The sequence below is a fragment of the Faecalibacterium sp. HTF-F genome, from assembly GCF_023347535.1.
GTDB classification, from domain to species: domain Bacteria; phylum Bacillota; class Clostridia; order Oscillospirales; family Ruminococcaceae; genus Faecalibacterium; species Faecalibacterium wellingii.
Window position 1 is genome coordinate 1,117,462 of the sequence record NZ_CP094473.1, and the last position, 24,251, is coordinate 1,141,712.

The 24,251-nt window shown below is 56.5% G+C and carries 31 protein-coding genes; all 31 read right to left on the bottom strand.

Features of this window, described 5'->3' with window-relative positions:
- Position 1: 1 nt before the first annotated feature.
- The 31 genes from MTP37_RS05310 to MTP37_RS05450 all read right to left on the bottom strand — a co-directional run bounded on the left by MTP37_RS05310 (position 2) and on the right by MTP37_RS05450 (position 24,249).
- Positions 2-175: a hypothetical protein gene (locus MTP37_RS05310; RefSeq protein WP_249238473.1), complete on the bottom strand. Its 174-nt coding sequence runs from the start codon at positions 173-175 to the stop codon at positions 2-4.
- A 15-nt stretch (positions 176-190) separates the two neighbouring features.
- A complete protein-coding gene (locus tag MTP37_RS05315; protein WP_249238474.1) occupies positions 191-526 on the bottom strand; it encodes a hypothetical protein in 336 nt (111 codons plus the stop codon).
- The gene (locus MTP37_RS05320) at positions 478-1,659 is read right to left on the bottom strand and encodes a reverse transcriptase domain-containing protein (protein WP_249238475.1); all 1,182 of its coding nucleotides are present in this window, start codon (positions 1,657-1,659) and stop codon (positions 478-480) included. Before MTP37_RS05320 ends, MTP37_RS05315 begins: the two co-directional genes overlap by 49 nt.
- A gap of 170 nt (positions 1,660-1,829) precedes the next feature.
- A complete protein-coding gene (locus tag MTP37_RS13200; RefSeq protein ID WP_353963852.1) occupies positions 1,830-2,036 on the bottom strand; it encodes a DUF6273 domain-containing protein in 207 nt (68 codons plus the stop codon).
- 7 nt (positions 2,037-2,043) lie between these two features.
- The gene (locus MTP37_RS05325; RefSeq protein WP_097772629.1) at positions 2,044-2,502 is read right to left on the bottom strand and encodes a hypothetical protein; all 459 of its coding nucleotides are present in this window, start codon (positions 2,500-2,502) and stop codon (positions 2,044-2,046) included.
- Positions 2,503-2,508: 6 nt separating this feature from the next.
- On the bottom strand, positions 2,509-2,694 hold the full coding sequence (locus MTP37_RS05330) for a type II toxin-antitoxin system antitoxin (RefSeq protein WP_207684533.1): 186 nt from the start codon (positions 2,692-2,694) through the stop codon (positions 2,509-2,511).
- 212 nt (positions 2,695-2,906) lie between these two features.
- Positions 2,907-4,547: a DUF6273 domain-containing protein gene (locus MTP37_RS05335; protein ID WP_249238476.1), complete on the bottom strand. Its 1,641-nt coding sequence runs from the start codon at positions 4,545-4,547 to the stop codon at positions 2,907-2,909.
- A 4-nt stretch (positions 4,548-4,551) separates the two neighbouring features.
- Positions 4,552-4,965 (bottom strand): hypothetical protein, encoded by a 414-nt coding sequence (locus MTP37_RS05340; protein ID WP_097772626.1) that lies wholly within the window; start codon positions 4,963-4,965, stop codon positions 4,552-4,554.
- Between the two features lie 79 nt (positions 4,966-5,044).
- Positions 5,045-6,070, bottom strand: a complete 1,026-nt coding sequence (locus MTP37_RS05345) for a hypothetical protein (protein ID WP_249238477.1) — start codon at positions 6,068-6,070, stop codon at positions 5,045-5,047.
- Between the two features lie 33 nt (positions 6,071-6,103).
- Positions 6,104-7,204 carry a hypothetical protein gene (locus MTP37_RS05350; RefSeq protein WP_249238478.1) on the bottom strand — a complete coding sequence of 367 codons (1,101 nt, stop codon included), beginning with the start codon at positions 7,202-7,204 and terminating at the stop codon, positions 6,104-6,106.
- The gene (locus MTP37_RS05355) at positions 7,201-7,971 is read right to left on the bottom strand and encodes a phage tail protein I (RefSeq protein ID WP_249238479.1); all 771 of its coding nucleotides are present in this window, start codon (positions 7,969-7,971) and stop codon (positions 7,201-7,203) included. The genes MTP37_RS05350 and MTP37_RS05355 overlap by 4 nt, the downstream gene beginning before the upstream one ends.
- Positions 7,964-9,109, bottom strand: coding sequence for a baseplate J/gp47 family protein (locus MTP37_RS05360; protein ID WP_227613389.1), 1,146 nt, complete (start codon positions 9,107-9,109; stop codon positions 7,964-7,966). Before MTP37_RS05360 ends, MTP37_RS05355 begins: the two co-directional genes overlap by 8 nt.
- Positions 9,102-9,425 (bottom strand): GPW/gp25 family protein, encoded by a 324-nt coding sequence (locus tag MTP37_RS05365; protein WP_097772721.1) that lies wholly within the window; start codon positions 9,423-9,425, stop codon positions 9,102-9,104. The genes MTP37_RS05360 and MTP37_RS05365 overlap by 8 nt, the downstream gene beginning before the upstream one ends.
- Positions 9,426-9,435: 10 nt before the next feature.
- Positions 9,436-9,834, bottom strand: a complete 399-nt coding sequence (locus tag MTP37_RS05370) for a phage tail protein (RefSeq protein WP_249238480.1) — start codon at positions 9,832-9,834, stop codon at positions 9,436-9,438.
- A complete protein-coding gene (locus tag MTP37_RS05375) occupies positions 9,831-10,226 on the bottom strand; it encodes a hypothetical protein (RefSeq protein ID WP_097772620.1) in 396 nt (131 codons plus the stop codon). The genes MTP37_RS05370 and MTP37_RS05375 overlap by 4 nt, the downstream gene beginning before the upstream one ends.
- Positions 10,226-11,542: a phage late control D family protein gene (locus MTP37_RS05380; RefSeq protein ID WP_249238481.1), complete on the bottom strand. Its 1,317-nt coding sequence runs from the start codon at positions 11,540-11,542 to the stop codon at positions 10,226-10,228. Before MTP37_RS05380 ends, MTP37_RS05375 begins: the two co-directional genes overlap by 1 nt.
- Positions 11,539-11,751: a tail protein X gene (locus MTP37_RS05385; protein ID WP_097772618.1), complete on the bottom strand. Its 213-nt coding sequence runs from the start codon at positions 11,749-11,751 to the stop codon at positions 11,539-11,541. Before MTP37_RS05385 ends, MTP37_RS05380 begins: the two co-directional genes overlap by 4 nt.
- On the bottom strand, positions 11,748-15,317 hold the full coding sequence (locus MTP37_RS05390; RefSeq protein WP_249238482.1) for a phage tail tape measure protein: 3,570 nt from the start codon (positions 15,315-15,317) through the stop codon (positions 11,748-11,750). Before MTP37_RS05390 ends, MTP37_RS05385 begins: the two co-directional genes overlap by 4 nt.
- The gene (locus tag MTP37_RS13115; protein WP_015563536.1) at positions 15,317-15,445 is read right to left on the bottom strand and encodes a hypothetical protein; all 129 of its coding nucleotides are present in this window, start codon (positions 15,443-15,445) and stop codon (positions 15,317-15,319) included. Before MTP37_RS13115 ends, MTP37_RS05390 begins: the two co-directional genes overlap by 1 nt.
- Positions 15,446-15,486: 41 nt before the next feature.
- Entirely contained in the window at positions 15,487-15,861 is a 375-nt protein-coding gene (locus tag MTP37_RS05395) for a phage tail assembly protein (protein ID WP_097772616.1), read from the bottom strand.
- 76 nt (positions 15,862-15,937) lie between these two features.
- Positions 15,938-16,453: a phage major tail tube protein gene (locus tag MTP37_RS05400; protein WP_249238483.1), complete on the bottom strand. Its 516-nt coding sequence runs from the start codon at positions 16,451-16,453 to the stop codon at positions 15,938-15,940.
- 15 nt (positions 16,454-16,468) lie between these two features.
- Entirely contained in the window at positions 16,469-17,623 is a 1,155-nt protein-coding gene (locus tag MTP37_RS05405) for a phage tail sheath family protein (RefSeq protein WP_249238484.1), read from the bottom strand.
- A 15-nt stretch (positions 17,624-17,638) separates the two neighbouring features.
- Entirely contained in the window at positions 17,639-17,950 is a 312-nt protein-coding gene (locus MTP37_RS05410; protein WP_249238485.1) for a hypothetical protein, read from the bottom strand.
- Positions 17,941-18,471 (bottom strand): hypothetical protein, encoded by a 531-nt coding sequence (locus tag MTP37_RS05415; RefSeq protein WP_227613380.1) that lies wholly within the window; start codon positions 18,469-18,471, stop codon positions 17,941-17,943. Before MTP37_RS05415 ends, MTP37_RS05410 begins: the two co-directional genes overlap by 10 nt.
- Position 18,472: 1 nt before the next feature.
- A complete protein-coding gene (locus MTP37_RS05420) occupies positions 18,473-19,084 on the bottom strand; it encodes a hypothetical protein (protein WP_227613379.1) in 612 nt (203 codons plus the stop codon).
- A complete protein-coding gene (locus MTP37_RS05425) occupies positions 19,081-19,440 on the bottom strand; it encodes a hypothetical protein (protein ID WP_227613378.1) in 360 nt (119 codons plus the stop codon). The genes MTP37_RS05420 and MTP37_RS05425 overlap by 4 nt, the downstream gene beginning before the upstream one ends.
- A complete protein-coding gene (locus MTP37_RS05430; RefSeq protein WP_227613377.1) occupies positions 19,437-19,874 on the bottom strand; it encodes a Rho termination factor N-terminal domain-containing protein in 438 nt (145 codons plus the stop codon). The genes MTP37_RS05425 and MTP37_RS05430 overlap by 4 nt, the downstream gene beginning before the upstream one ends.
- Before the next feature lie 25 nt (positions 19,875-19,899).
- Positions 19,900-20,982, bottom strand: a complete 1,083-nt coding sequence (locus MTP37_RS05435) for a major capsid protein (RefSeq protein ID WP_156069628.1) — start codon at positions 20,980-20,982, stop codon at positions 19,900-19,902.
- A 12-nt stretch (positions 20,983-20,994) separates the two neighbouring features.
- Positions 20,995-21,399, bottom strand: coding sequence for a head decoration protein (locus MTP37_RS05440; protein ID WP_120119930.1), 405 nt, complete (start codon positions 21,397-21,399; stop codon positions 20,995-20,997).
- Positions 21,400-21,413: 14 nt separating this feature from the next.
- On the bottom strand, positions 21,414-22,661 hold the full coding sequence (locus MTP37_RS05445; RefSeq protein ID WP_227613376.1) for a head maturation protease, ClpP-related: 1,248 nt from the start codon (positions 22,659-22,661) through the stop codon (positions 21,414-21,416).
- A complete protein-coding gene (locus MTP37_RS05450) occupies positions 22,642-24,249 on the bottom strand; it encodes a phage portal protein (protein ID WP_249238486.1) in 1,608 nt (535 codons plus the stop codon). The genes MTP37_RS05445 and MTP37_RS05450 overlap by 20 nt, the downstream gene beginning before the upstream one ends.
- Between the last annotated feature and the right edge of the window lie 2 nt (positions 24,250-24,251).

A 24,251-nucleotide genomic window follows, 5' to 3' on the forward strand; every position in this document is an offset into this window, starting at 1 on the left:
GTTAGACCTGCTCTTTCTTCTCGGCGAGCATACCGGTCAGCTCGGCGTAGTGCTCATCGGTCAGTTTGCCGGCGGCGTAGAAAATATCGATCTTCTCCGCCAGACCATCGGTACTGCCGCGCTCGATCATGCGCTTGCAGGTGCGATACAGAACTAGTTCCGTTGCTTTGCTCATTGCCTTTTCCTCCTATCAGGTATTCTCAGTGTCATCCGTATCGGAGACATTCAACTCCAGAAGGGTCAGGCGATAAGCCTGATCCACGTTCATCTCGTCGGCATCCTCGATGGCAGCTTTCGCCCCCATAATCCAGCCACCAATGTCGGTCGGCTCCAGAATGACGCTCTCTGCATCATCCAGAGGCTTCCGACCAAACAGGTGGTACGGTGTGCCGGCATAAGAAATGCCCGAAGCATCAGGCTCCGGGCAGAGGATATAACAGCCGTTGTCGGCTTTTTTGATGTAGGTCACGTCCTCGGTCAAGGCAAGGACGGTGCCATCACTGGCTTTGATGATTTTGTTGAACAAGGCACTCTACCTCCAAAAATTGCATAGCAAAGCCGCCGCAGGCGCAGCAGCCGCCCATGGTCATCAAAATTTTTATAGTAGGCTTCTTGGCAGTTCATATACTGCGCTACCTCCTGCAGGGTACGTTTCCCGGCCAGCCATTCACGGTGGAACAGCTTCAGTTTCCTCCGTGCGCGTATCACGCCGTCACGGCTACCATTGACTTTGATTTTCCCGGTCTCGGTCAAGGTAAAACGAGCCTTGCACCAGCGGAAAGGCTTTGTCAGAGGGATAATCTTGCATTTCTTCTTGTTGACCGGGATGCCGCGGATTTCAAACTGGCGCACGATAGCGCGGCCCAGCTTTTTCAGATCTTCGATATCCGGGAGAATGATGCAGTAATCATCCATGTAGTGTCCGGCGCTATGCGTGGACATCTGGCATTTGATCCAGTTGTCCACAGCACTGGGCATTGCCGCCATTTCTTGTTGGCTCGGCTCAACGCCCAGCGGCATCCCACGGCCCGGAAATTCGCCGGGAGCAGTATCAATAATGGTATCTGCTATCCGCCGAAAATCAGGGTTCAGGATATACCGCTGGTGCCGCTGATAGATGATAGAATGGGGTGCATAAGGAAAGAACTTCTTCAGGTCGAGCAGCAACACCCCGCCCGCACGGCCATACTTGCGGTAATGCCGTGCCAGCTGCTGTTTGATGCGCTTGATCTGCCAGTGCAGTCCCTTACCAATCCGGCTTGCACCGTTGTCATAGATCATGCTGGGGTCGTAAAGCGGCTCCAACACTTCCTTGCTGATGACCTTGTGGATTTGTCGGTCTGTAATATGAGGAGCGTCAATCCCACGAATCTTGCCGCGTTCGCAGACCGTGAAATGAACGTATTTCTTAGGCCGCCACCTTTTTGCCAAAATAAGCCGCCGCTGCTTCGCTGTGTTGGAAAACAGATGCCGCTCAAAGTTCTGCGTGCTCTGCTTCCAGCGTACACCGTTGCAGCATTTCCGGCCGTATTTGAACATCGTGTGGTAGCTGAACACTTCTTCCAACGAACCGAGGGCGGCACAACGGGCTTCCTGTCTGGCTCGGCGTGCTGCCCGGCGGCGCTGGTATCGTGCTTCATGGCGCTCCTGACTTGTCATAAAAGTATTCGCTCCTCGTACAGATGAATTGTAGGGCATCGTCTAATCTGCTTTATGCCGGCACATGAAACGCGGTAAGATGCATCCCGCGCCATGCAAGAAGCGTCCGTGTCGGCATATCGAAAAGCAGTTTTAGAGGTTTGACCCTCAGGGAAGTACCTCTCCTTTTGCTATGGTCGTCTTTCACCTATGGCTACTCCATGTGACCAAGCATTGCAAAATCCGGGCACAACACCATACGCATTGTTAGCGTTGTTATAGTCCAACGACCCCGACGACGAAACCGCGCAGAAGTAGTTGTTGTTGTTGATGTTGTTGTAGTTCGGCGACCGCAGCCACCAGACCGCCGCCGCAGGAATTGACAGAGATACACCCACTTAAAAATCAGGCTTTCCGATTGACCGTTCCGATCATGCCTTGCAGCAGGTCGTTTTCCTTGTCAATCAGCTCACCCAACTTTTGAGCCATTTTGTCCAGTCTTTCAGTTGCTTTCTTCGCATCGACACTTTTCCCTGAGGGAGTTGTGAAACATCCCTGCGGGTTCTGGGTCATGATGAGATAGCAGTGAGTCAACCGAACATCCAGCGCCATCAGGGATGCCCGCGCTTCCAGAAGATGTGCTTTACGAAGCTGGCGCCGCTGATCGTCGGAGGGATAGATGCTGTTTGCCTTTTCAGCGTGGTCTATCACCTCGCCTGCCAGCTTTGCAACCGGTTCTGCAATCAATCTGGAATACCTTGCGGAAATGCGGGTCAGGAAGTTTATCGTTTCAATGTAAATCGCATTGGCGACATTCACATACTCCGCCTTGCTTTCTGTGCGCTTGGATTTCAAAACTGACATGATACTTTAGTCTCCTTCGGGGTCATCGAGATCAATTTCCCCTTGCTCTCGCTCAACTTCTTCCAAATGCTTGAGCAGCACATACTCTATGTAGTTCGTGATGGACCGATGCTCTTTTGTTGCTAGAACACCGATCTTATCAAAAACTTCATCGGACAGGCGCAGTGTAAAGACGCGCTTGTTAGTTGCCATACAATACCTCCTAACAAACAGGTTTTGAAAGTATTGTATAGCGTTTTTCGTGCCGTGTATGCACTCATAAGACAGTTGAGTGATAGCACTTTCAGTATCTTTTTTCAAAAAATCGCGCGGGGCGCTGACGCGCCCTTTGAATTTTTTAGGAAAGTTTGCTGTTTTCCGCCCACTTCCGTGGGCTTGAGTAAGTCGAGAATCCCTGCGGGGGATTAGACAACAAAGCCGGGCACAACACCATACGCATAGTCAGCGTTGTAATAGGCCAACGACCCCGACGACGAAACCGCGCAGAAGGAGGGGTCGGTGTAGAAGCTGGTGTAGTACGGCGACCGCAGCCACCAGACCGCCGCCGTTCCGGTGGCGGAATGTTTATTGGCAACTTTGCTGTTACCCGCTTTGAAGTAATCGTACTGTGCCTGATAGTTCGGCTCCGCATCATTGCAATACTGGTGCGTTGCAAAGACCTCATACTCGGACAGCAGGAACAGATAATCCGTGGTAGAGGACACGTTGCTGGCGGTATTGCCGCCACCCTTATTATCCGTATACTTCGTGCAGGACTTCATCACCGCCCGCAGGTCGGCGGGGAGTGCAGCCAGCAACGTGTTGGTGGTCGGGCTGGTGGGAGAACTTGCGCTACCCAGTACCTTGCTCCGCATCTGACTGCTCCCCCAGCCGCCAGAGTTCGTGTTGCTGGTGTTCATCGTGAATGCGCCAGACGTGGAAGTCGTGCTGCCGTAGCTACTATCCACCAGACCAACAAACTTGCCGCTGATCTTGCCCAAAAGGAAGTGGATGCGGTTGCTGCCCTCCTTGCCGGAATTGTGGTTGAAACCGATGATAAAGGCATCAACTTTCAAGCTGGAGATCGTAGTCGCACCCACCTTGCCATTGATTGTCACGGACTTCGTGGCACCAACAGACCAGTAGTTTGCACCCTGACCAGCATCGCTGACGGCCTTGATGACTGCCCAACTGTTGCTGCTGAGCGTTTTGGACACCAGCGTAACGGCCACCGTGAACGTCTTGCTGGACGGTGCAGTATAGTTGGTATCTGCACCCACATTGACCGTAATAGTGGCACTGCCGGTCGCCTTTGCGGTCACCGTGATGGTGGTGCCGGAAACACTTACCGTTGCAATGTTCGTACTGCCAGAGGATGCGGTCACCGTACCGCTGCCCGGCCGCGTAACAGTGATGGTGCCAGAGGTTTTCGGGTAGGTCAGGCTCAGACTGCTTGCGGACAGCGTAATACTGCCGGTCGCCTTGCCGATCGTCCACGAAGCGCTCTTGGCCGTAGTCGTCCCATCCGACCACTTATAATTGGAAGTCGGGGTAAAGGTGGCGCTGTAGCTGCCAGCGTTGGTTGCGCTGCTCGTGCCGCCGATCGTCAGCTGAGAACTGTTATAGTTGCTCCATGCAGGGGACTGCGCCGAGCCGTTATAGGTCACGCTGCCGGTCTGTGCCGGCACATTCTTGACCTCGGCTCGGCCAATCGTCCACGACACACTCTTGGCTTCCTGCGTGCCGTCCGTCCAGACATACTTGCCGATGGGCGTAAACGTGGCCGTATAGGTGCCAGCATTGATGCCGGAGGTCACGCCCCCGATCGTCATCATGCTGCTGTCATAGCCTTTCCATGTGGGACTCTGGGTGGAGCCGGTATAGGTCAAGCTCCCGCTCTGGGCGGGCACGGCCTGAATCGTCAGGGTCAGCACAGAAAGCGCATCAATGGCTTCCTGCACATTCGCCGCCGAAATTCCGGACTTGCTGTTGTCATAGGAAATATCTGCCGCAGTGCCGCCGGACGAACCGCCGCCACCACCAGCATTAAAAGGACCCCATGCCATAAGATTAACCCTCCTTTGCCGCTGTCGCGGCCGTGATGATGTGGTACTGCGCCGAAATCGCAGCTGTGGGCACCGATGCCGCACGGAGCCGGAGGATGCCGGCACGGCTTTCCGTCGCAACAAAATTTGCCGCTCGTGCAACTGCGCTGCTCGCCGGGACAACATCCACCACCACGCTATCTGCCGCCGTCAGACCATCCACCTTGATGTCGATGTACTTCGTATACCCGGGGACGCTGGAATCGGACTTCCAGCCGGTGACAGGGATGGAGAACGAAACGAATGTTGCCCGGTCTGCTTTCAGTCCGTGCATTTCTTCCAGTGCAGCTGCGGCGGCAGATGCGACTTTGGCGGTAGCATTGCTGGACTGGGATGCAGCGCTGCGGAGCTGATCCAAAGTTGTGAGCGCATTGCTCAAAGAAGTCACCTCCCATAAAAAAATAAGGGGCAGCGGTGAATATTCTCCGCCGCCCCTTTACTCATGAGATCTCAGAGGCTTACTCGCCGTAAATCTCTGCCAGCATCTCGGACACCTCGGCATCGGTAGCCGTATGGTTCGCAATGGCCTTATCGATGGTGGTACCCATGCCGTCCAGCTTGGTCTTATCCTCAGCGGACATCAGGCCAGCCTTGGCAGTGGTCGCCTCGTCATAGGTGGTATCCTGAGCCGGGATGCCAAGGCCGGTGATATCATCCTTGGTCACAGGAATGGTATCGGTCACATGGCCCTCTTCATCCACAGTGGTCTTGTACAAACCGCTGGCAGCAGCGGTGTGGGTGGGATGGACATACTTGTTTGCGCCAGCCTCAATGCCGTCCAGCTTATCCTTGAGAGCCGCAGTGAAGTTCTCGTCAGACAGACCCTTGCCCGCTTCTTTCTTCACATAGCCAGACAGGTCAACGAAACCGGCCAGCACATCATACTTGTAGGCATCGCCGACCTTGACCACCACGACATTGGTGCCCTTGGGATATTTGTTGCCCGCACCCTCAACGAAGTTGGCGGTGGTGGTGAAAGCATCGGTCACGTTGTAGACGTTGCCCAGAACGTCCTCAGCCAGAGCAGGCAGCGCAGCAAAGGCCACAGAGCCAGCGGGCTTATAGACAGCGCTGATCTTGGCGTTGATCTCGTCCTTGGTGTAAGCGTCGGTGATGCCGTATCCACCCAGAGTAGTGGCCTTGTCGGCCTTTGCAGCCAGAACAGCAGCCAGAGCGTCGTCGAGGTCAGACTGGGAAATCTTCGCCTTGTAGGCCAGTGCAGCCAGACCCTTGATGGCAACATCGGTACCAGCCACGGAAATGCTACCGTTCTTGGAGCCGGTGGCAACCAGAATGTCCACCATCTTCTCAGCGATGGCCAGGGCAACGCCGTTCACCTTAACGCCCTCCAAGACGTTGGCCTGTGCGCCGACATCCTCCAGAGCCTTGATGCGCTTGTTCTGGGCCTCGTCAACGGCCTTCTGCTTCAGACCCAGCTCCTTCAGTGCGCCCAGCTTTGCGAGCTTCTCAACATTGTAAGCCATAATAAGTATCCTCCGTAAATTGTTGTTTGGTGTTTATTTGTCGTAGATTTCGGCCAGCATTTCGGATACATCATCCGTAGCTGCCATCTGGTCTTCGGAAACTGTGGCGTGGACAGAAATAACACCGTCTTTGGTCACTTCCACGCCGTCGCCAATTTTCACGCAGCCCAGCCGGTCACGGGTCGCAATTACCAGTTCACCGGTGCCACCTCCTTTCCCGAACAGAGTGACGACTGCCTGAATATCAGCTTCCGGGATGCGCTGAGAGAAAAAGCGAACAATACCGTTCAAAGTCTCGCACCCGTTCAGGACACCCGCCTTGTTCGAAATAGAAAAGCAGCTGGCAGTTGCGGAACCGCTGGGCCAAAGCTCAGGGGTGCAGTCTGCCAACTCTGCATCGTAGGTATACGCATACGGCATTTCACCCTCGCTGTCCGATACGGCTTTCCAGCCGTCCACAGAAAGGGTCAGGTCGTATTTGCCATAGTAGCCGCCGGAGCTGCCGCCACCACCGCCGCCGCTTTCTTTGATAAGTTCTTTGACCCTGTCTTCCGACATGATCTGGCCGGATTCCTCCAGCTCTTTCAGAGCCTTACTGGTGGCTTCGGTGATGATTTTGGCATGGGCATCCGGGGCATCGTTGTGCTGTGAGATCTCCTTCAGCACCATTTCCCGCACCATCCGCATAATTGCTTCAACCTGCGGGTCAACGGTGAGTGAGATATTGGCTTTGGTCGAAACGGCCAGCAACACAGCAATTTGGAATTCATGGTCAGCAGTACCGATGGCCGGGATCTCGATGCCCCGATCGTCCTGCATCAAAAAGAGCAGCGTGTCCTCCGGGTCGTCATTGAGGCGGCCAAACACACCGATCTGGTGCATGAAGTACGGCTTATCTGCACCGCCCGTCCAAATGCTAACTTTGCGGGCTTTTTCACCCTCATATTCCACGGTGTCGATGCCCAGCAGTTTAAGCTCATAGGTATCACCGCTGACTGCCGTTTCCTCGGACAAGTCGGTGTCAACGGTGCCCGTGCCGCTTACAGCACGGGTGATGGTGAGCGCACCGCCCGAAATGGACTCGGACAACATCGCAGCACCGGCGCTGGTATATGCATATTTTTCCCAGCTCATAACGATTTCCCTCCTAACTTGATGGTGACGGTTTCATAGGTCTGCGCAGGTCTGCCAGATGCAAGCGCCTGTGCAGACACAGCCTTGGCGTGGATAGTTCCGGGCAGCGCAATGGTCGTTTTCATCCGAGTTGTGCTGACCGCACCAGCGGCGCAGGCGTGTGCGCTGACTGCCCGCGGCTCGATAACACCCGGCATAAGAACCGTGTAGGACATCGTTGTGGCGCAGGGAATCGCTGCAACATAGCACGCTTTCGGCTCCGTTTCCGTGTAGTAAATGACGCTGTCCAAATGCGACCGAAGATTTTTGTAGCAGATGATTTTTTGCAAAACCTGCTGATGTTTGGCCTCATTGATTGCAGCGAAATCAACCGTGATACGGAGTTTGAAGTGGTACGGATTGCCGCCGTACTCAAACCACTCCAAAACTTTGGGATTGGGATAAATCGCAGAAATGGCTCTTTCAACAGCCGCTTTTGTGCCACGGTGCCGGTGAACATAGAAGCTGTCCTTGATGGTTTTTCTTTTTTCCTCAAGGGTGTAGGATCTATCGTACCAGTCCACGGCGAAGTCACGAGCCAGAATGTCAAGCAGCCATTCGGGCAGTTCGTCGATGCGGGTATAAATCCGCAGGGAGTCGATTTCATCCTGCCGGGATTCCATCACCTTGGCTATGGCCTGTCCCAGAGCCACCGTCTTAGGGTCTTTTTGGAGCGCAATCGGAAACTGCTGCATCATGTTGTCAGCAGTCAGGCCGTGGTTACTCATCCTCATACCCTCCGCTCTTTATCGTCACCGTGCCCAACTTTGCCACTTGCGGAACCTTGTCGTTGCGGTCAAGGGATGGCGCACCGTCTTCCAGCGGAGTAAAGGCGGGCTGTTTGAGGTCTACACGTTTGATGCCGGCCGAAAGAAGCAGATACCGCAGCCTGTCAGGGTTGATGTCCCTGCCCATCTTGCCGGACTGCCAGCGGATGTACCGCTGCACAGCCTCATTCACGCCGGACTGAGCTTCACTTGCGGAAATGCTTCCGTCACGGGTCAGGTAATAGGTCAGGTCGATATCATAGGGCACTTCTTCCGGGTCGCCGGAGATCACATAGTCCGTCAGCGGCCGGATTTCATCCGGTGAGCAGGCCGCAACCATGGCACGCTTGGTTTCTTCGCCAGCCACGCTGCCATCGTTCATGACGGCATACAGGCAAACCGTGCCAGGGCTGGGCGAATTTGCAACGACATCTGCGATTTCCGTGGAAACCCTCTTTGCAAAGTATTTGTAGGCACCGATTGGGCCAGCATCAGACCATGCACTCTGACTGTCACGCATCAGCTCATAAAATTCCTCGTCGTCCGGGGCATCAGAACCGTTTGCGCTGACCGTGATATTGGAGCAGCCGGAGTAGTAGTCGTAGATGTCAACAGCGGTGTGGATGTCCCCCACAGCATAATCATTGCCAGCCGTGCCCACGGTCTGGCAGGTCACCTGAACATCCGTGTATGTTGCGCCGATGGGAACGTACTCGTCTGCGGAGGTTTCCCAGTACAGGGCTGCATTGTCGTCTGTGACACGGGTGCCGGCCGGAATCAGCACCGCCGTCTGGCGGGGCTCGCTGATGTAAAAGCGCATGGTGCAGGTCGCCGCCGTAGGCTTGGGGCGCTCCTGCAAATAGAACAGCTCGGCCAGGCCATCCAGATACTCGCCCTCTGCGCTGCTGGGCAAGTTTTGGCAGCCTGTCCAGTTATTCTGGGCACGCTCGTACATGATGGCATCTTCGACCCACGAAATGAAAAGCCGTTCCGGGCTACCGGGCATCACAGTTTTGCCAAAGAACTGCTCATATCCTGCGACAAGCAGCCTGTCCAGCTCATCCATGTCCGTAGACACGAACTCGTAGGTTTTACGCACTGATGCTCACCTCCACGACGGGCAGCATCCGCCCGGGAGTGTCCGGGGCTTCCTTGAAAGTAGTCCCCATGTAGGTGGCACGAGGTTCAAACCGCTCGATGGCCTCCTTGATGGCAGCGCAGAGCATAGGCTGCGCCACATTTTCCGGCCGGTCGAGAATGTTCGCAATATCAATGCCAAATTCCCGGTAGCAAGGCACTGTGCCTTTCGGTGTAGACAGGATGACGGCGATGTTCTGCAGAACGCTGGTCACGGTATCCTGCTCCCCAAGGGAAATGGTGGTCAGGTCGTTTGCCGATACCAAGTAGTTGCTCACAAAAATCACCTCATTCTCTCTGATATTCCAACAAAGAAACGCTTGCGGTAATCCATGTCGGTGTACCGAAAGCGTCTGTGTGCAGGGTCTTGAATTTTACAGATTTGATAACCCACCGATAGCTGCCATAGACCACATTGCCGAGAACGAACGGCAGCGTTGTCCCATTGAGGACGCATTCTTGCAGTCGTTCCCGCTCTTTGGTTGGATTCACGCCGAGGTATGCGGCCAGTTCAATGTCAAACGTAATTGTTTGAGCATCGGTGCCTGTAAACTCGGTCAGGGCCGGGCCTCCGGCGCGCTGGTGGGTAGTATATCTGGCAGATACATTTTGCACCATGTTCTTGATGGTCTCGACATGGCTATCGAACACGGCAAAACTGATGTCTCCGAGGCAACCGACAATCACGGATAAATCCCTCCCAGCACGAAGCCATCAGCATTGAAGCACGGGAGGTACAAGCAGACCACCGTATCATCAATGGCCGGCAGCCACCACACCACATGGGACTTGTGCTGATGGTTTGTGGAGTTGTCCGCCCCGATGACCTTTTCTTCCTCATCCCAAATCTGGCGTGAGCCATCCATGGTCGTTTTGATCTCAAGGTTGTAGGGGCTGGGGTGGATATACTGGTGATTGTGTTCGCCGGCTGACTCCGTATAGACAATGGCTTTGTAGTGCTGCATCACCGGGAGCCAGCCGGACGTGATGCCGGTGTCCTCAAATTTGCAGCGGACAAGGCGCTTTTCTTTGTTCACATCGGTGACTTTACCGAGGCGAACGTCAACAGCGGTGTTCATCAGTACCCTCCTAAAACATGACGGCCGGAAACCTGCGTGGTGTACCCGCCAGAGCCGGTCACGGTATGCTTGGCCTGCTTCACGATGTACTTTCCATCCCACGGCCCGAAGCTCTTGGTTTCAAACGTCAGGCCTGCAACCTTGCCCGGGTCGCCGTGGTAGGTAAAGCCAACCTGACGCTCAAACTTGTTGTGCAACCGGAGCTTTTTGGCAGCCAGTTCTTTGGCCTCGGTCTTGCTCGTGACCGGGGCATAAACTTCCAGCTGCTGGTTGGTTTTGCTCTTGGCATCGTAGTCCTTGACGTAGGCGATACCCTCAATGGGCTTGCCGTTCGGCCCAACATAGGACACCCGGCAGGACGCATACTGCGTTCCGGCCTGGCCGAGCGTGTGGCTCCACTTGATATAGCTTTTGTCGTCTTTGGTGACAGTCCATGCAGAATCTTTTCCCTCGTATTCTTTCTGGTCGAAGATAACGAGTTTGCCGTCTGTGCATTTCAGCGACAAGCCGGCATCATGGCACAACTGCGACAGGAAGTCGATGTCAGAGCAGCGGTACTGCTCCACACGCTTATACTCAGGATCCTTTTTCGCAAGGAACTGGGACTTCATACCGTTCTTCTTCGCCATTTCATTGGCGATGCCGGATAACTTGTACTTTTCCCAGCCCTTGCTCTGCTTGGTCTGCCGGATCTGGCTGGTATAGGGCAGCCCCGTGGCCTTTATGGTGATAATGTCGGGCGGGCCGGATGCGTTTATGCTATCCAGCTCAAACTCCCCGCAGTCCAGCGCCTCATCCTTTCCGTCAGAGTTCCAGTTACAGGCCGTGATGGTAGCCCGGATTTTCAGGCCACCTTCACTGCTGCCGGAAGAACTGCCGCCAGATTTACCGGAGATCTCGCTGGCATCGACCCAGCCATAGACCCGGGACGTTCCGTCCGTGTGAATAACATGGTACGGGTGCAGCGCGCCCTGCTTGATGATGGTGATCTTGGCCGGGCCAGCCTTTGGTGTTCCGTTTGCCTTTTTGTCGGTAGATGCCTTGTAGTGTGGACCGCCAAGGAACTGCACCACGTCACCAACCTTGTAGCCATCAGAAGATGCGGCCGACACATCGCCGTCCAGCATCTTCTGGAGCCAGTCGGTCATCCAAACGCCCTCCCGGTCTTGTAGTTTGATCTGCAGGTCGTCACTGGCATCTTCCTCATTATCGGTAAATGTCAGCGACAGCAGGTAGGGCTTGATGCTGCTGGTGATGTCCACGCCGTCAAACTCCACAGTACACTCGGCATGGCGGGCGGTATTTTCGTCGCTCATGTGACCACCTTCTTCCACGGGGGCAAGGTAGAGCTGGTTTGTGTCTCGGTATCCGGGAGCGTCAGAACGATTCCGGCCGGGAACACAAAATAGCCCAAGTGCTGCGGATTAGCAGCCATCAGGTTGGGAGCATAGGCGCAACTGCCGAGCTGCTTATAGGCCACGCTGTCCCAGCGGTCGCCTTGCACAGTCGTATAGGTTTTACTCATGCATACCTCCCTCTGAAATCATCGTCCTCTGCATCTTTCACGATTTCGAGGACAAGTTCTCTCAGGCTGTCATTCTGGGCATTCAGGACGTTTTGCAGCTCGGCAGTATCAGATATACCTGAGATATGGTAAACCGGCGAGAGCGATATAGGAACCGTGCTGCGTGCTGAGGAGGAGCCGTTGCTCTCTGGCAGCTCAGCGCTCATGGGGGTAACGCTTGCGCTCTCCATCTCCCGTCTGGTTTCCGAGGCCGTCAGAACAGATTCCCCGCCGTTGAAGTAGACCAGCTCCGGGCCATGCTCACCAACGAGGGCAAAGCCGGGAGCCGCATCTTCCGTACCAACAGCATATCCGGGGATTCCGTGGTTGACATTGTAGCGCTCGTTGGAGCCTGCCAGCGCAGTAGAGGCCGCCGAGGCGATTTTGGCATAGGCTTCCTGCACACGGGGCATCATGCTGGATGCGCCATCGATGAAGCCCTGAATCGTCTCCTTGGCGCTTTTCGTGGCCTCGTCGCTCATGTCCATTTCCGATACGGTATCGGCTACGGTCTTGGCGATTTCGTCCATAGAATTGCTCATGCCGGTCTTGAGGTCGGCGATAGATTCGCTGGTGGTATCCTGCGCTTCTTTCAGTGCAGCATAGTTCTCAACCATTTTGGCGAGATCAGCATCCGAGGCCGAGGCCATACCGGCAATCGCATTGACGGATTCCTTGCTGCCATCCGCAAAACTGGCGATAACTTCACTCAGACCGTCGATGTCAGCCGCCCGTTCGTTCAGCTTTTCGAGGTTCTGGTTGTAGTTGTCCCAGTAGGTGATCTGGCTTTGCAGTGCATTGTTGATGGATGTAGCGGAGGTCGAAACGACCTTTTCCGCAGAATCCCACAACGCATACTGGCCGCTGATGCTGCCGTAGGCTTCATCATAGGCATCCTTGTAGGCTGCAATGATGTCCTGAATTCGAAGCTCTGCATCAGAGATGGCATTCGCCACGTTCTGCTGCTGCGCTGCAACATCGTCTGCGCTGTCGGCGGCGGACTGTTGCGAAGCATTCAAGGCATCGACTGCGGCGCTGGCCTCCTGATACTCGGCCTCGGCGGCATTGATAGCCTCCTGATCCTGCTCTACGGCGGCGGTGTAGTTCTCGACCTCCCGCCGGGCAGTGACAAGGTCATCCGAGTACCCCATGTACTCAGTGCGCAGTTGCTGCACATCCTCGCTCATGGTGCGCCACGGCAGATCTTCTACCGTGCCGTAGGTGAGCTTGAACTGCTCATCCGTCAGGCCGAGGGTGGTCAGCAGCTTATCGTAGGCAGCAGACATGCCGGCATTGGATTTTTCAACCTTTGCCTGCGCAGTCGCCAGCTTGGTTTCGTTCTCAGCGCTCTCAACCAGCACATTGTTGTACTGGTCATAGAGGGTGTTCAGGTATTCCTGCCGGGCCTGAGCCTTGGCATCTGCTACATAGGCATCCGTATGCTGGCGCAGCGCAGCGGTGCCGCCCTTGATGGAATTGGTCTCAAGGTCAATATCATCCGCAAGGCTGGGAACCAGAACAGACAGCCGGGCCAGCGTGTCGTGGTATTCGGCATTTCCGTCCGTGTTCCCATTTGTGGCGGCCTCGATGGCCTCCAACTTGCTGATGTACTGGTCCGCAACGCTGGCGGTCGCTGCCATGTTGGACAGGGTGGAATCGTAGCTTTCGCTCGCTTCTTCCATGCTGTCGCCCATGTCACGAGCGGCGCTGGTCAGCTCCTTTACAGAGGGCACCGTCGCATCGGCAGATGTTGCCAGTGCCGTGACGAGCGTAACCGTTCCTGCAATCGCCACAGATGCAAGCGTCAGCGGGCCAGCAAGTCCCGCCAGAGAGCCAGTGAACAGAGTTGCCGCCGCATGAGCTAGTTTTATGCCAGCTGAAACCGCAGTCAGCGTGCCGACCAGGCCGCCCAGCGTGACGGTTCCTGCCGCAATTCCCTTGACCACACCGGGATTTTCCTCTACAAATCCCTGCATCCAGCCCAGGACTTCCGCGCCGACATCGTACAAATCCGACATCACCGGGGTCAAATCCTCACCGATGGCGATTTTCAGGCCGTCTGCTGCGGACTGCATCAGCGTCAGTCTGCCGTTCATGTTGTCGAGCATGGTGCCTGCCATTTTATCGGCAGATCCGGCGCAGTCGTTCAGAGCTGCGGTGTAGTCCGCAAAAGACTGCCCACCCTCGGCTGCGGCCTCGCTGCACCCGGCCATGATGGTTTGCAGTTTGGAATACTGGTTCGTGCCGGCAATGACCTTTGCAAGGTTGGCTTGCTCTTGGTCGGTCAGGGTGTCCCAGATACCGGCCATGCCTGTGAGGATGCTGGACAGGCTCTGCATATTGCCGTGCGCATCATAAATCTGCACACCGTATTCTGCAAGGGTGTCCCCGCACTCTTTCGTGTTGGTTGCAAGGCGGGTGAAGATGGCGTTCAGGGCCGTGCCAGCCTCGCCGCCCTTGACACCGGCGTTGGCCATGGTAGCCAGCACAGCGGTGGTTTCCTCGACCGAGTAGCCGAGGGAGGTGGCGGTGGATGCGCACGCCTTGTATGCCTCGCCCAGCTGGATCACGTCCGTGTTGGAGTGAGCCATGGCGTAGGCCATCACATCGACAAAGTGCGTGGTGTCAGAGGCTTTCAGACCAAAGGCAGTCAGATAGTCGGTAACAATATCGGATGCCTGCGCCAGATCCATGTTGGCGGCAGCAGCCAGATTCAGCACCGGGCTGATGCCCTCCAGCATAGACTGGGTGTCCCAGCCTGCCAAAGCCATGTAGGACAGAGCATCAGCCGATTCACCAGCGGTGAATTTCGTGGTTGCGCCCATTTCCTTGGCCTTGTCGGACAGGGCCGTCAATTCCTCGCCGGTAGCGCCGGAGAGTGCCTCGACATTGCTCATGGATGCTTCAAAATCACCTGCGGTGTTGATGCAGTCCATGTAGGCATCCCGGATTTCTCCAAGGGCCTTTGAAATACCGACCGCGGCCAGCGTGGCTTCGACCGTCTCAAGCGCCTCGACCGATTTTTCACCGAATCCCTTTGCGCCCTCGCCGGCCTCGTCCATCGTTTTCTTGAGGTCAACCTGCTTATCCTTGAGCTTATCGACCTCAGTTTCCAGCCGGACGCTTTCCGCCGTCAGTTGCGTGGTATCCACGCCAGCTTCGTGCAGAGCATTCCCGGTGGCAGCCAAACGCTGCTCATAGGTGTTCAGGGAGGCCGTGGTCTTGTCGATCTGCGCCTGTTTGGAAAGCAGCTTGTTTTCCAGCGCAGAGGAATAACCCTCGGTTTCCTGAATTTCTTTCTGGATGTTGTCGTACTGCTGCTGCAAAACAGAAAGCCGCTGACGGGTTGCGTCAACGGCCTGTTGCTGCTTCTGGTACGCCGAAATGTCGGATTGTACTTTGTTCAGCTGCTGAATCTTCCCCTGCGTTTCCACAAGGGCAGACTGCGCAGCCTTGAATGTACTGGAAAAGCTGCTGTTCTGTTTAGCGGACAGGTTGAACAGCAGCTCCCACTCTTTACGAGCCACTACTTACCGTCCTTTCTCGCTCTCTGGCGCTCGGCAATGAGGTCATTGCTGCTGCGGATCCATTGCCGGAATTGATACAGGGGCATTTCCAGCCAGTAGGGCGCGGGCGTACAGTTGACCTGTGCCATTGCGAGCACCTGTCGCCGCAGCCACACGCCGCCATCACCAGTTACAAGTCCGACCTCAGCAAAAAATTTCTCGCTTTGGTGCGGATGGTGTTGTAGTCCCGGATGCTCATAGCACCGATGACATCAACACCGATAGGCTCGGTACACGCCCGGCAGGCCATGCGGATGAGGTAGCCCGCACTCATCGAGGGGATGATCACAGGCTGATTCAGAGCCGTAAGCTCGGCCTCAATGGCGAGGGAGTCATTGCCGGTCAGCTTGCCCCAGTCGAACGTGAGGGATTCGTAGTGCTTGCCCTCATAGTCAAGGGGCTTCTGGAGCTTGTGGGTGTAGGTGTACGGGTCAGCAGCGGCAGCAGCCTTTGCGGCGGCAGCCTGAGCTGCATCAAATTCTTTCGGGTCAATGACGGCGTTCATGCTGGATAGCTCCTTTCACGCTCAAAAAATAGGCCGGGGCTGCAAAATGCAGCTCCGGCGGAACGGCATATGCGGATTACTTGCCCAGGGCCGCACGGACACCGGCCAGATAATCCACACCGTTGATGTAGCAGATGAAGTTGAGAGGGTCCAGCTCACGCACCTTCTTGCCGTTGATGTACGTTGCCCAGTAACGGACGGCGTACTCGCCAGAGCCAGAAGTGGGCGTTGCGGGGGCAATGGTGCCGCCCTTGGTCGATTTGGGCACGACCACGAAAATGTGCTTTTCCTTCCGTGCCTCAACCACGCCCGAAACAGGATCCTCATACTGGTTTGCCACACGCAGGTCAATGCTGTGGCGGCGCAGCTCCGACAGCCGGACGGACTGCGGCGTGGTGGTGCGGAATTCCAGACCGAGGGTCATAGCCTCCAAATGGCCCAGAATGACCGCTTCGACGTTACCGCCGACACCAGCACCCGAAATGCTCTGCGTCAGAAAGGTAACATCCGGCAGGGTAGCTTTCGACATACCCAGATATTCCACGCTGTCCTCATAGACCGCGAAGTTGATAACGCTCTGATCGATTGCCATTGTAGTGCCTCCTTTTTAGGACTGGAGTGCGCTGGTCACATAGTCAGCGTCATATTCCAGCACAAAATCAATTTCCTGCGCCGGAGAGGGCGGGGTCATGTAGACGTGCAGCTTGATTTTGCCCGCCATCAGGCTGGTCAGCGGGTTCTCGTTTTCCAGCATTTCCACACGGGCACCCAGCAGATAGCCTGCGCCCACCAGACCGTTCAGCCAGATGGTGGCGCTATCCAGAATGGTGTCGATGAGACGACGGTTCATCGGCTTGTCGAGCTTGCTCCAGAACGTCTTGATGAGGGTGTTGGAGACGTAGTCGAACATACGGCTGAGCGGGATGAAGTAGTCCTTCACATCCGTGGACTTGGGGTAGCACGCAGTATGGTTGCCCCAAGCGGTCCAGCCGCCCATGAAGTTCAGGAAGGTGCAGATGCCTGCAGCATCAACAACAAGGGCCTGATTATAGGTCAGGTTGATGGTGTTGCCGTCGTCGTCGCACAGGCCGTCGATGTGAACGGTCTTGTTGGAGGGGCTTTCATAGGGAATGCCCTCGTTGCCGGTATCGGTTTCTGCAAGGCAGCCCGCCTCGACGGTGGAGCCGTGGAAACGCAGATCACCGAGGGTGCCATTGGGCCAGCACAGGATGGTCTTTTCGGTATAGGTGCCGCTGTTTTTCGCCTGAACCGCAGCGGTATAGGTCTTTGCGGAAATGTCCACCAGAGCCTTGCCGGTAAACATGCCGTTGATGGAGCCAGCCTTTGCGTCCATAACAGCTGCAACGGTGGCATCCTGGGAGAAGCCGGGAGCCATAATCAGGTCGGGCACAATGCCGAACATGGTCAGGCACAGCTCAATCTGCTCAACAGCGGCGGACACATCGGAAGCCTCGGCGGTCTCGCCAACGGGCAGGAAAATGACCGGCTGGCAGGCGCACAGCTTGAAGTGGTAGTACATCACCTCACAGACGGTGTACTTGGCCCAGTCGTCGTCATAACCCAGCTGTTCCTTTGCCTCATCATAGCTGGTGCAGAGCACCGGGAGGCCAGCGGTCGCAGCAGTACCGGTCGCCTTAGACAGCGGTGCGGTGCCAATGACAAAGGGGATGCCGCAGGTTGCGGTGTTCGGTGTCGCCACGGCGGTATCGGCGCGGCTGACATTGATACCATGATCTGCCATAGTATGTATTCCTCCTTACTTGGATTTGGCGAGCATCCGTGCAAATGCAAGGACGGCCTCGCCGCGTGCTTTTACCTTTTCAGGCGTGGTGTGCAGTTCGTCCACATTGATGATGAAGTCGGCCACACCGGGATATTTCTCGGTGGCAATCTTCACATCATCACGCTCTACGGCCTCCGCAGCAGCGCAGGGGTAAATCGTGTTTTTCTGGATGTAGCCCAGAATGGACGGGCCGACGTAAATAGAAACGCCGGGCTTGCTCTGTGCAGGCTCGGCGCTCACGGTGTTTTCGGCGGGCTGTTCCGCCGTGGTCTTTTTCACCGCCATAATTCAATGTCCTCCGTTTGCTGCACGGTCGGCAGCTTCCAGTAGGTGATCATTTCTCCGGCATAGTAGGGCTTCGATTCCTCGTCATAAGGAATGCTTTCCAACTTGTGGTCGGGAGAAATATCGAGAGTGAACTGATACCGGGGCTTTCCATCCGCTCCGACAGCGCCCACCTTGCGGACTTTCAGCAGCTCTACCCGGAAACGCTCCATCATGTTCAGGAGTGCAAGGTCGCCCTCCTGCTCGTCCGGGTTGTAGCAGCAGAAAATAGAGCGCACGGAAACGACCGTGCGCTCCTCGCTGCCGGGCTGCTGTTCCGTTTCCAGCGGAATGACCCGGTGGATGATGTAGGGGGCCTTTTTCTTGGCCGCCCTGCTGTCAGGCAGCCGCATCAGGTAGACTTCCGGGGCACGGTAGGCTTGCTCGGTGTCGCCCTGCTGCATAGCCACCGGGAGAATCATGTCGGCCATGATTTTCTCGGTGAATGCTTTCAGCTGTTCAAGCAAAACCACACTGGTCATATCACACACCCCATCCGTTCAAAACTCGCGTGATTTCATGCTCAATGCGTTCCTCATATGTGGAGGCCATTTTCGCCTCGATGGAGTCCATGACAACCTCATTGGAATACATCATCTGCGGGGTAGCCGGGCCGAAAAGCTCCTTAACCGGGAATCTTTTTTCGCCCTGCCTCTCGTAGATACCATAATGAGAACCCATTTTCGCCTCGAAAGCGTGGTCCAGCGCCTGTCGGGCACTGGATTTCTTCACACGGGTAACAACGCGGCCGCTGCGGTCTACCTTGGTGTCGAAAACTCTAAGGGGGATGACGCTGCCACGGTAGCCGAAGTTGATAGAAACCTCGCCGCTGCTGGCCCGCTGAATGTTGTTGACGTTCTTGGTGCGGTTGGTGAATTCGCTGCTACTGATGGCGTACTCCTGCGTGACCGCCCGCTTTGCTACCGTCTTTCCGGCAGCAGCGGCACGGGCAAGTGCAGAGCCAACGGCACGATTGGCGCCACCGGGAATCCCGGAAAGGATGGCTGACACGCGGTCAAATCCCTCCTCTGCAATGTCAACAGCAATGCCAGCGGCCACGCTGTGCATCATGGTGTCTGTTGTCACATCACTCATTCGTCAATCGCCTCCAATTCCACCCGCAGCATCCCCATTTCGCAGACAGAGGATGCCACATAGTAGCTGCGGACAAATCCGTTTTCGTCAATGCCCAGTTTGCAGCCCTGCTCCGGCTGCTTCCCGCCGATGGCTGCAATATCGCAATGCAACACCCGGCTTACCCGGTATATGCCCTCCGCATGGTCACTGATGCTCTGACGCACCCGCTCCTTTTCGGAGAGGCCGGTCATGACAATGGGAATATCCGAATACTCCTCACCGTCATAGTAGACCGTGTGCGTTTCTGCAAACTCGTCCAGATTCAGAAAGACGCTGTTCAGGTCTTCCTGCACAGCGTCCTTGAAGCTGCTCATGCGGTGGGCATCGCAGCAGACAGCTCCGGGGTCTCGGTGCTCTCGTCACCGGGAACAACGTCCTCGGCGCAGATAGCCTCGACGAGTTCATCCTTGGTCTTGAGCTGCTTGGTTTCGATGCCCATATCCGCCGCCAGCTTCTTCAGCTCAGCAACAGTCATGTCCTGCAACTGGTTGGGGTCAAGGTGGGCCGTCCCAGAGCCGCCCTGCTGGGTTTCGGCTGTGGGGGTGTCGTTACCTTCCGCAGTCGCCGGAGCCGCCGCAAGGGTGCTCGCCGTGCCTCTGTCGGTGATGTACGGGGATTTTGCCACGCCCAGCCCGATAAGGCGGCGTGCTTCGCTTTCGCTGACCTCGCACTGTTCACCACGCATGACGGTGTGAATGCCCGTCTTGGTGCGGCAGCCATAGCCGCCGCAAAGAATCTCAACAAGCATCGGTATACTTCCTTTCTGGCCAGACTTAGCCGACCACGTTCTTGACGCGGATCCACGGGCAGTAGTTGTGGGGTGCGGCCAGCGGGCGGGCCTTGAGAATGGTCTTGCGCAGGTCGTTCTCCTGATTGAGGCTGAACTTCGGAACACGGCGACTTGCGATGGTGGTATGCTTGGTATCACCGTAGTTGATCTGGGTGATGGCACCATACATCAGGTGGCCGCAGCCGGGAGCGGTGACCAAGGCATCGGTCTTGGGGAACTGAGGCCGCACCTTGCCCTCATCGTCAACATAGGTCTCGTCAACGGAGATCAGGTTCAGCTTGTGCCCCTTGAAGTTCAGGGTGCCACCATAGACCACACCATGATACGGGCTGAGCTGCTCCTCAATCTGGCCCACAATGATGCCAGAGTTCTTGTCCAGCAGGCGCTGCACCTTTTCGAGGTCCAGAACGGCATTGTAGGTATCGGCACCCAGCAGCAGGTCTGCGGAAGCCAGACCACGGCTGGACAGCATATCACACATGGCAGCAACATCCTCAAAGAATTTGCCGCCTTCCTCGTTCCACTTTGCAGCAGGGACATAGATATGGTCGTTCTCGTGGCCGGGGTTGTAGAACTTCACAACCTTCGTATCGCCCTTGGTCTGGTTGTCGATCATTTCCTGCATGGTGCAGCCGTTATCCAGCATAGTCTGGGCACACATCCACTCCTCACGGCGAACGATGCGGGCATCCATATCTGCCAGGTCTTTCTGGGTCAGCTTGGCCGCACGCTGCGCCGGGGTGCTGTTGGCATAGATAGCCTCACCGAAGCCACGCTTCGTCAGGTCGTCGGTGGACAGCTCACGGCTCATGCCGATGAATGCAGGTTCAAGCTCATGGATCTCGTAGCCCATGCGCTCCATCGGAATTGCGCCGACACGAGGCGCAACAAAGGCTGCCATCTTCTGGTCGCCGTCCATGTACTCGGTCAGAACCTTGTTGGACGCAAAGATGTCCTCGTCGCTGGTCGGGAAATAGCGGTCACGGAAGAAAGTCTTCTTGGGGACGACCCTCTTATAGACGGCCATCAGGGTGTAGGTATCGAAAAAATTCAGTTCAGCAGGCATGATATATCCTCCTTACAGTGCCGGTGCAGCGGCCTTGAAAAAGATGCCGCCCTCGCGCAGGGCATCCTTGTCAGCCTCGGTCATGGTGTAGCTGTCGGCCACAATGCACTTGTTGGTGTTGAAGCAGCCCGTCAGATACACAGGGACGGTCACATCATCGGACGTGCCGACCTCAACGTCATCACACAGGATGCAGTTGGCAGTCAGCACCTCGTCGCCAGTGGCCGCGGTGCCCAGCACCACCAGTTTGCCATCGCCGGAAGTGCCGCTGGACTTTGCCAGAATGGTGCCACGCTTGATGGTGGCAGCCTCGGCCAGCTTACGGATGGTGCCGCCGCTGACCACCAGCTTAGGATAGATGTCGGCAATCAGGCCGTCATAATCCATGCTGCCCAGTCTTTTGTTCAGCTCAGTCATTGTAGTGTTCCTCCTTACTTTTTCTCGTCCCCGTCAAGCAGCGCAGCGACGGCAGCATCAGCCGCAGCCATGCGTTCAGCCGGGGTCTTGGGTGCATTGCCCGTTGCATCGGGCAGGGACTCCGGGTCGCCGGTTGCGGATGCGCCCGGCACGGCCTCCACGCCCTGGGCACCGGATGCCTGATTGTCGGCCGCCAGATTCTTCAGGAACTCGTGGCCCTGCGCAGCTGCGGCCTTGGCAGCGCGGAAAGCCAGCTCGCGGGCATCGCAAGCGGTCTTGCCGTACTTGGCCTCCTGAACCATAGTCGGGTCGAACAGGTTGGCCACCTCGTCAATTTCAGACAGGCGGGTGCGCTCGTTCTGGGATGCCTGTTCAGAAGCGCTCTGCTCAAGCTGGCGGCACAGCTCCGGGTTTTCCTTGCGAAGCTCCTCGATGGTAGTTGCCATAGTGGTATGTCCTCCTTCGTTGGACTGGGCGGCGGGTGCCGCCGGTGTATTTGCAGTAGCGGTCGCAGGTGCAGCCGCTTTAGCCATAGGAATATTGCCGGGCAGTTTTGTGCCCGGTCTCAGGTGCAGGGCGTGGCCCTTGGCGTAGATGGTCTGCCGGTCGGCACTTGCGGAGATCTCCACCGGCTCGGCATCATCCAGCAGCTCATTTGCAAAGCCCTTTTCCACGGCCTCTTTGCCGGTCATGTAGGTGGTATCGGACATCATGTGCAAAAGCACGGTCTCGGAGAGGCCGGTCTTCCGCTTATAGATGGAAACCTGACTCTTATCCCATGCGTCGTTGGCATCTGCGGCTTTGCGCAGTTCATCGGCGTTGTAGTTGCCCCAGATGAGCGACCAGCACTTGTGAATCATCACGAGGCTGGATGGGTTGGCCTTGACGGTGTCGCAGGCACACATGATAAGGCTGCCGCCGGACATGGCCACGCCGTCCACAATACAGGTCAGTTTCGTGCCCTTGGCGGCCAGCTCACGCAGCCTGTTGTGAATCAGGATGGAAACACCAGCATCGCCGCCCACGCTGTCCATGCGGATGGTGATCTCCGAACAATGCTCGACCTGCTGCAAGTCGGACAGGAACTCGCTCTCAATGATGTACTGACCCGGAATCGGCTCACCCGTCCACCAATCCGTGGGCTGCGTGTCCACGATCTGGCCGTACATGGTGATGTCAGCGCTCTGGCCGTCAGTGCTGGCCATTACATAGCAGGGCCGCTGGATGCTCACCATCGGGGTGCTACTCGGTGCTTTCGGCATTTTCTTTACCTCCCTGTGTAGTGACACTTTCTGTGGTTTCGATTACGCCCTCGCTGCCCGCAGCTTTGAGCTGCTCATTTTCGTGGGCCAGCTCTGCGACATTGTCCTCCCAGTCGCCGCCGCCCAGCTCGCGCGTGACCTGCTCATGGGTGCGGAAGCCGTGATGGGTCTGGAGCACGGCGGCCTCGACCTCTTTCTTCGGGTCAAGGGTGCCCTGCACAGGCCCAATCCACCGTGCGCCGCACCATGCAGCACGCACCAGAGGGTCATCAAAAAAGCCCGGGGCGATTACTCGTCCACGGGCCACAGCCTCAGAAAGCCAAATTTCATATACAGGCTGGCAGAAGCTGCCTACCAGCCATGCACGCCGCATCTTGATACCTTCCCATGCCTCCAAAAGAGAGGCACGGCTGGCCGAGTAGCTGGCGTTGAACTCTTTCAGCAACAGCTCATACGGCATTTCTATGGCACCACCCATGAGTTTGCACAGCGTTTTGACGAACGTATCAAACCCTGCGGTGGGAATATTGGGGTTTCCGAACTTGATGTCCTCGCCCTTGCCGAGGTGCGCAACCGTACCCGGCCCCATCTCATACTCGTTCGGGCTGTGGCTGGCGTTGTCAGCCTTTGGGTTGTCCACAGGAACACCGCCGAGATCTCCGCTGCCGGTTTCGTCAAACGGGATAGCGTTCTTCGGGGTATCGGTGACAATCCATGCCGTGAAGAAGCTCTGCACCAGAGCTGCCAGCAGTTCCGACTCCGTATATCTGCGAAGCTGGAGCAGCGGTTCGATAATGGGTGCAATGAGCGGGACACCACGGTACTGGTCCGGACGTTCGGACTCCATAATGTGCAGGATCTGGGGCAGCCCAGTTGTCGCACCGACCGACTCCACTCGCTGCCATTTGGTGATGTCATTCCGCCACTCATGCGGATATGTGTTGCGGACGTGGTAGGCCACGATCATGCCGCTGCTGTCCACTTCCACACCATCATAGATTTTGTTCCCGGTGTTGGGGTTTGTGCCCTCGGTATAGCCCAGGCCATCCAGCATACCGCCGAGCTTATCCGGGGTGGACACACGGTCAGCCTCCACCAGATGCAGCCGCAGCCCGTAGGGGTGCAGCTTGTCCGGGTCACGAATTTTCACCACGGCGAACACATCACCGCTCATAAGCCAGCTTTTCAGGGCCAACTGCTGCAAGCCGTAGAAATCGTTCAGCCCCATGGCATCACAACTGCGGCGGTTTTCGGCCCAAAGCCGGAACTCTGCCTCGGTTTTACTCTGCCACTCTTTGGCTTTTTCCGGGGATAGCCCCAGTACGTTTCGGTCAACGGTCGCTTTCAAGGTCAGCCCGGTGCCAACGATCTTCGTTCGATTCGTGTTGATGGCACTGGTCGCAACAGGTGCGCTCATGTAGAGCATTCTGCTCCGCTGCCGCAGAATATCTGCGTTGTCGTGAATATCGCTGCTCGGAGAGCTGCTGTTGGGGAAGAAAGCCCGCAGCGCACGCCGTTTGTAGGATGCGCCCGCCTCGCTGTAGCCGCTGGCCTGCGGTGCAGCGGTGACGCGGTATCTGACACTCAAGA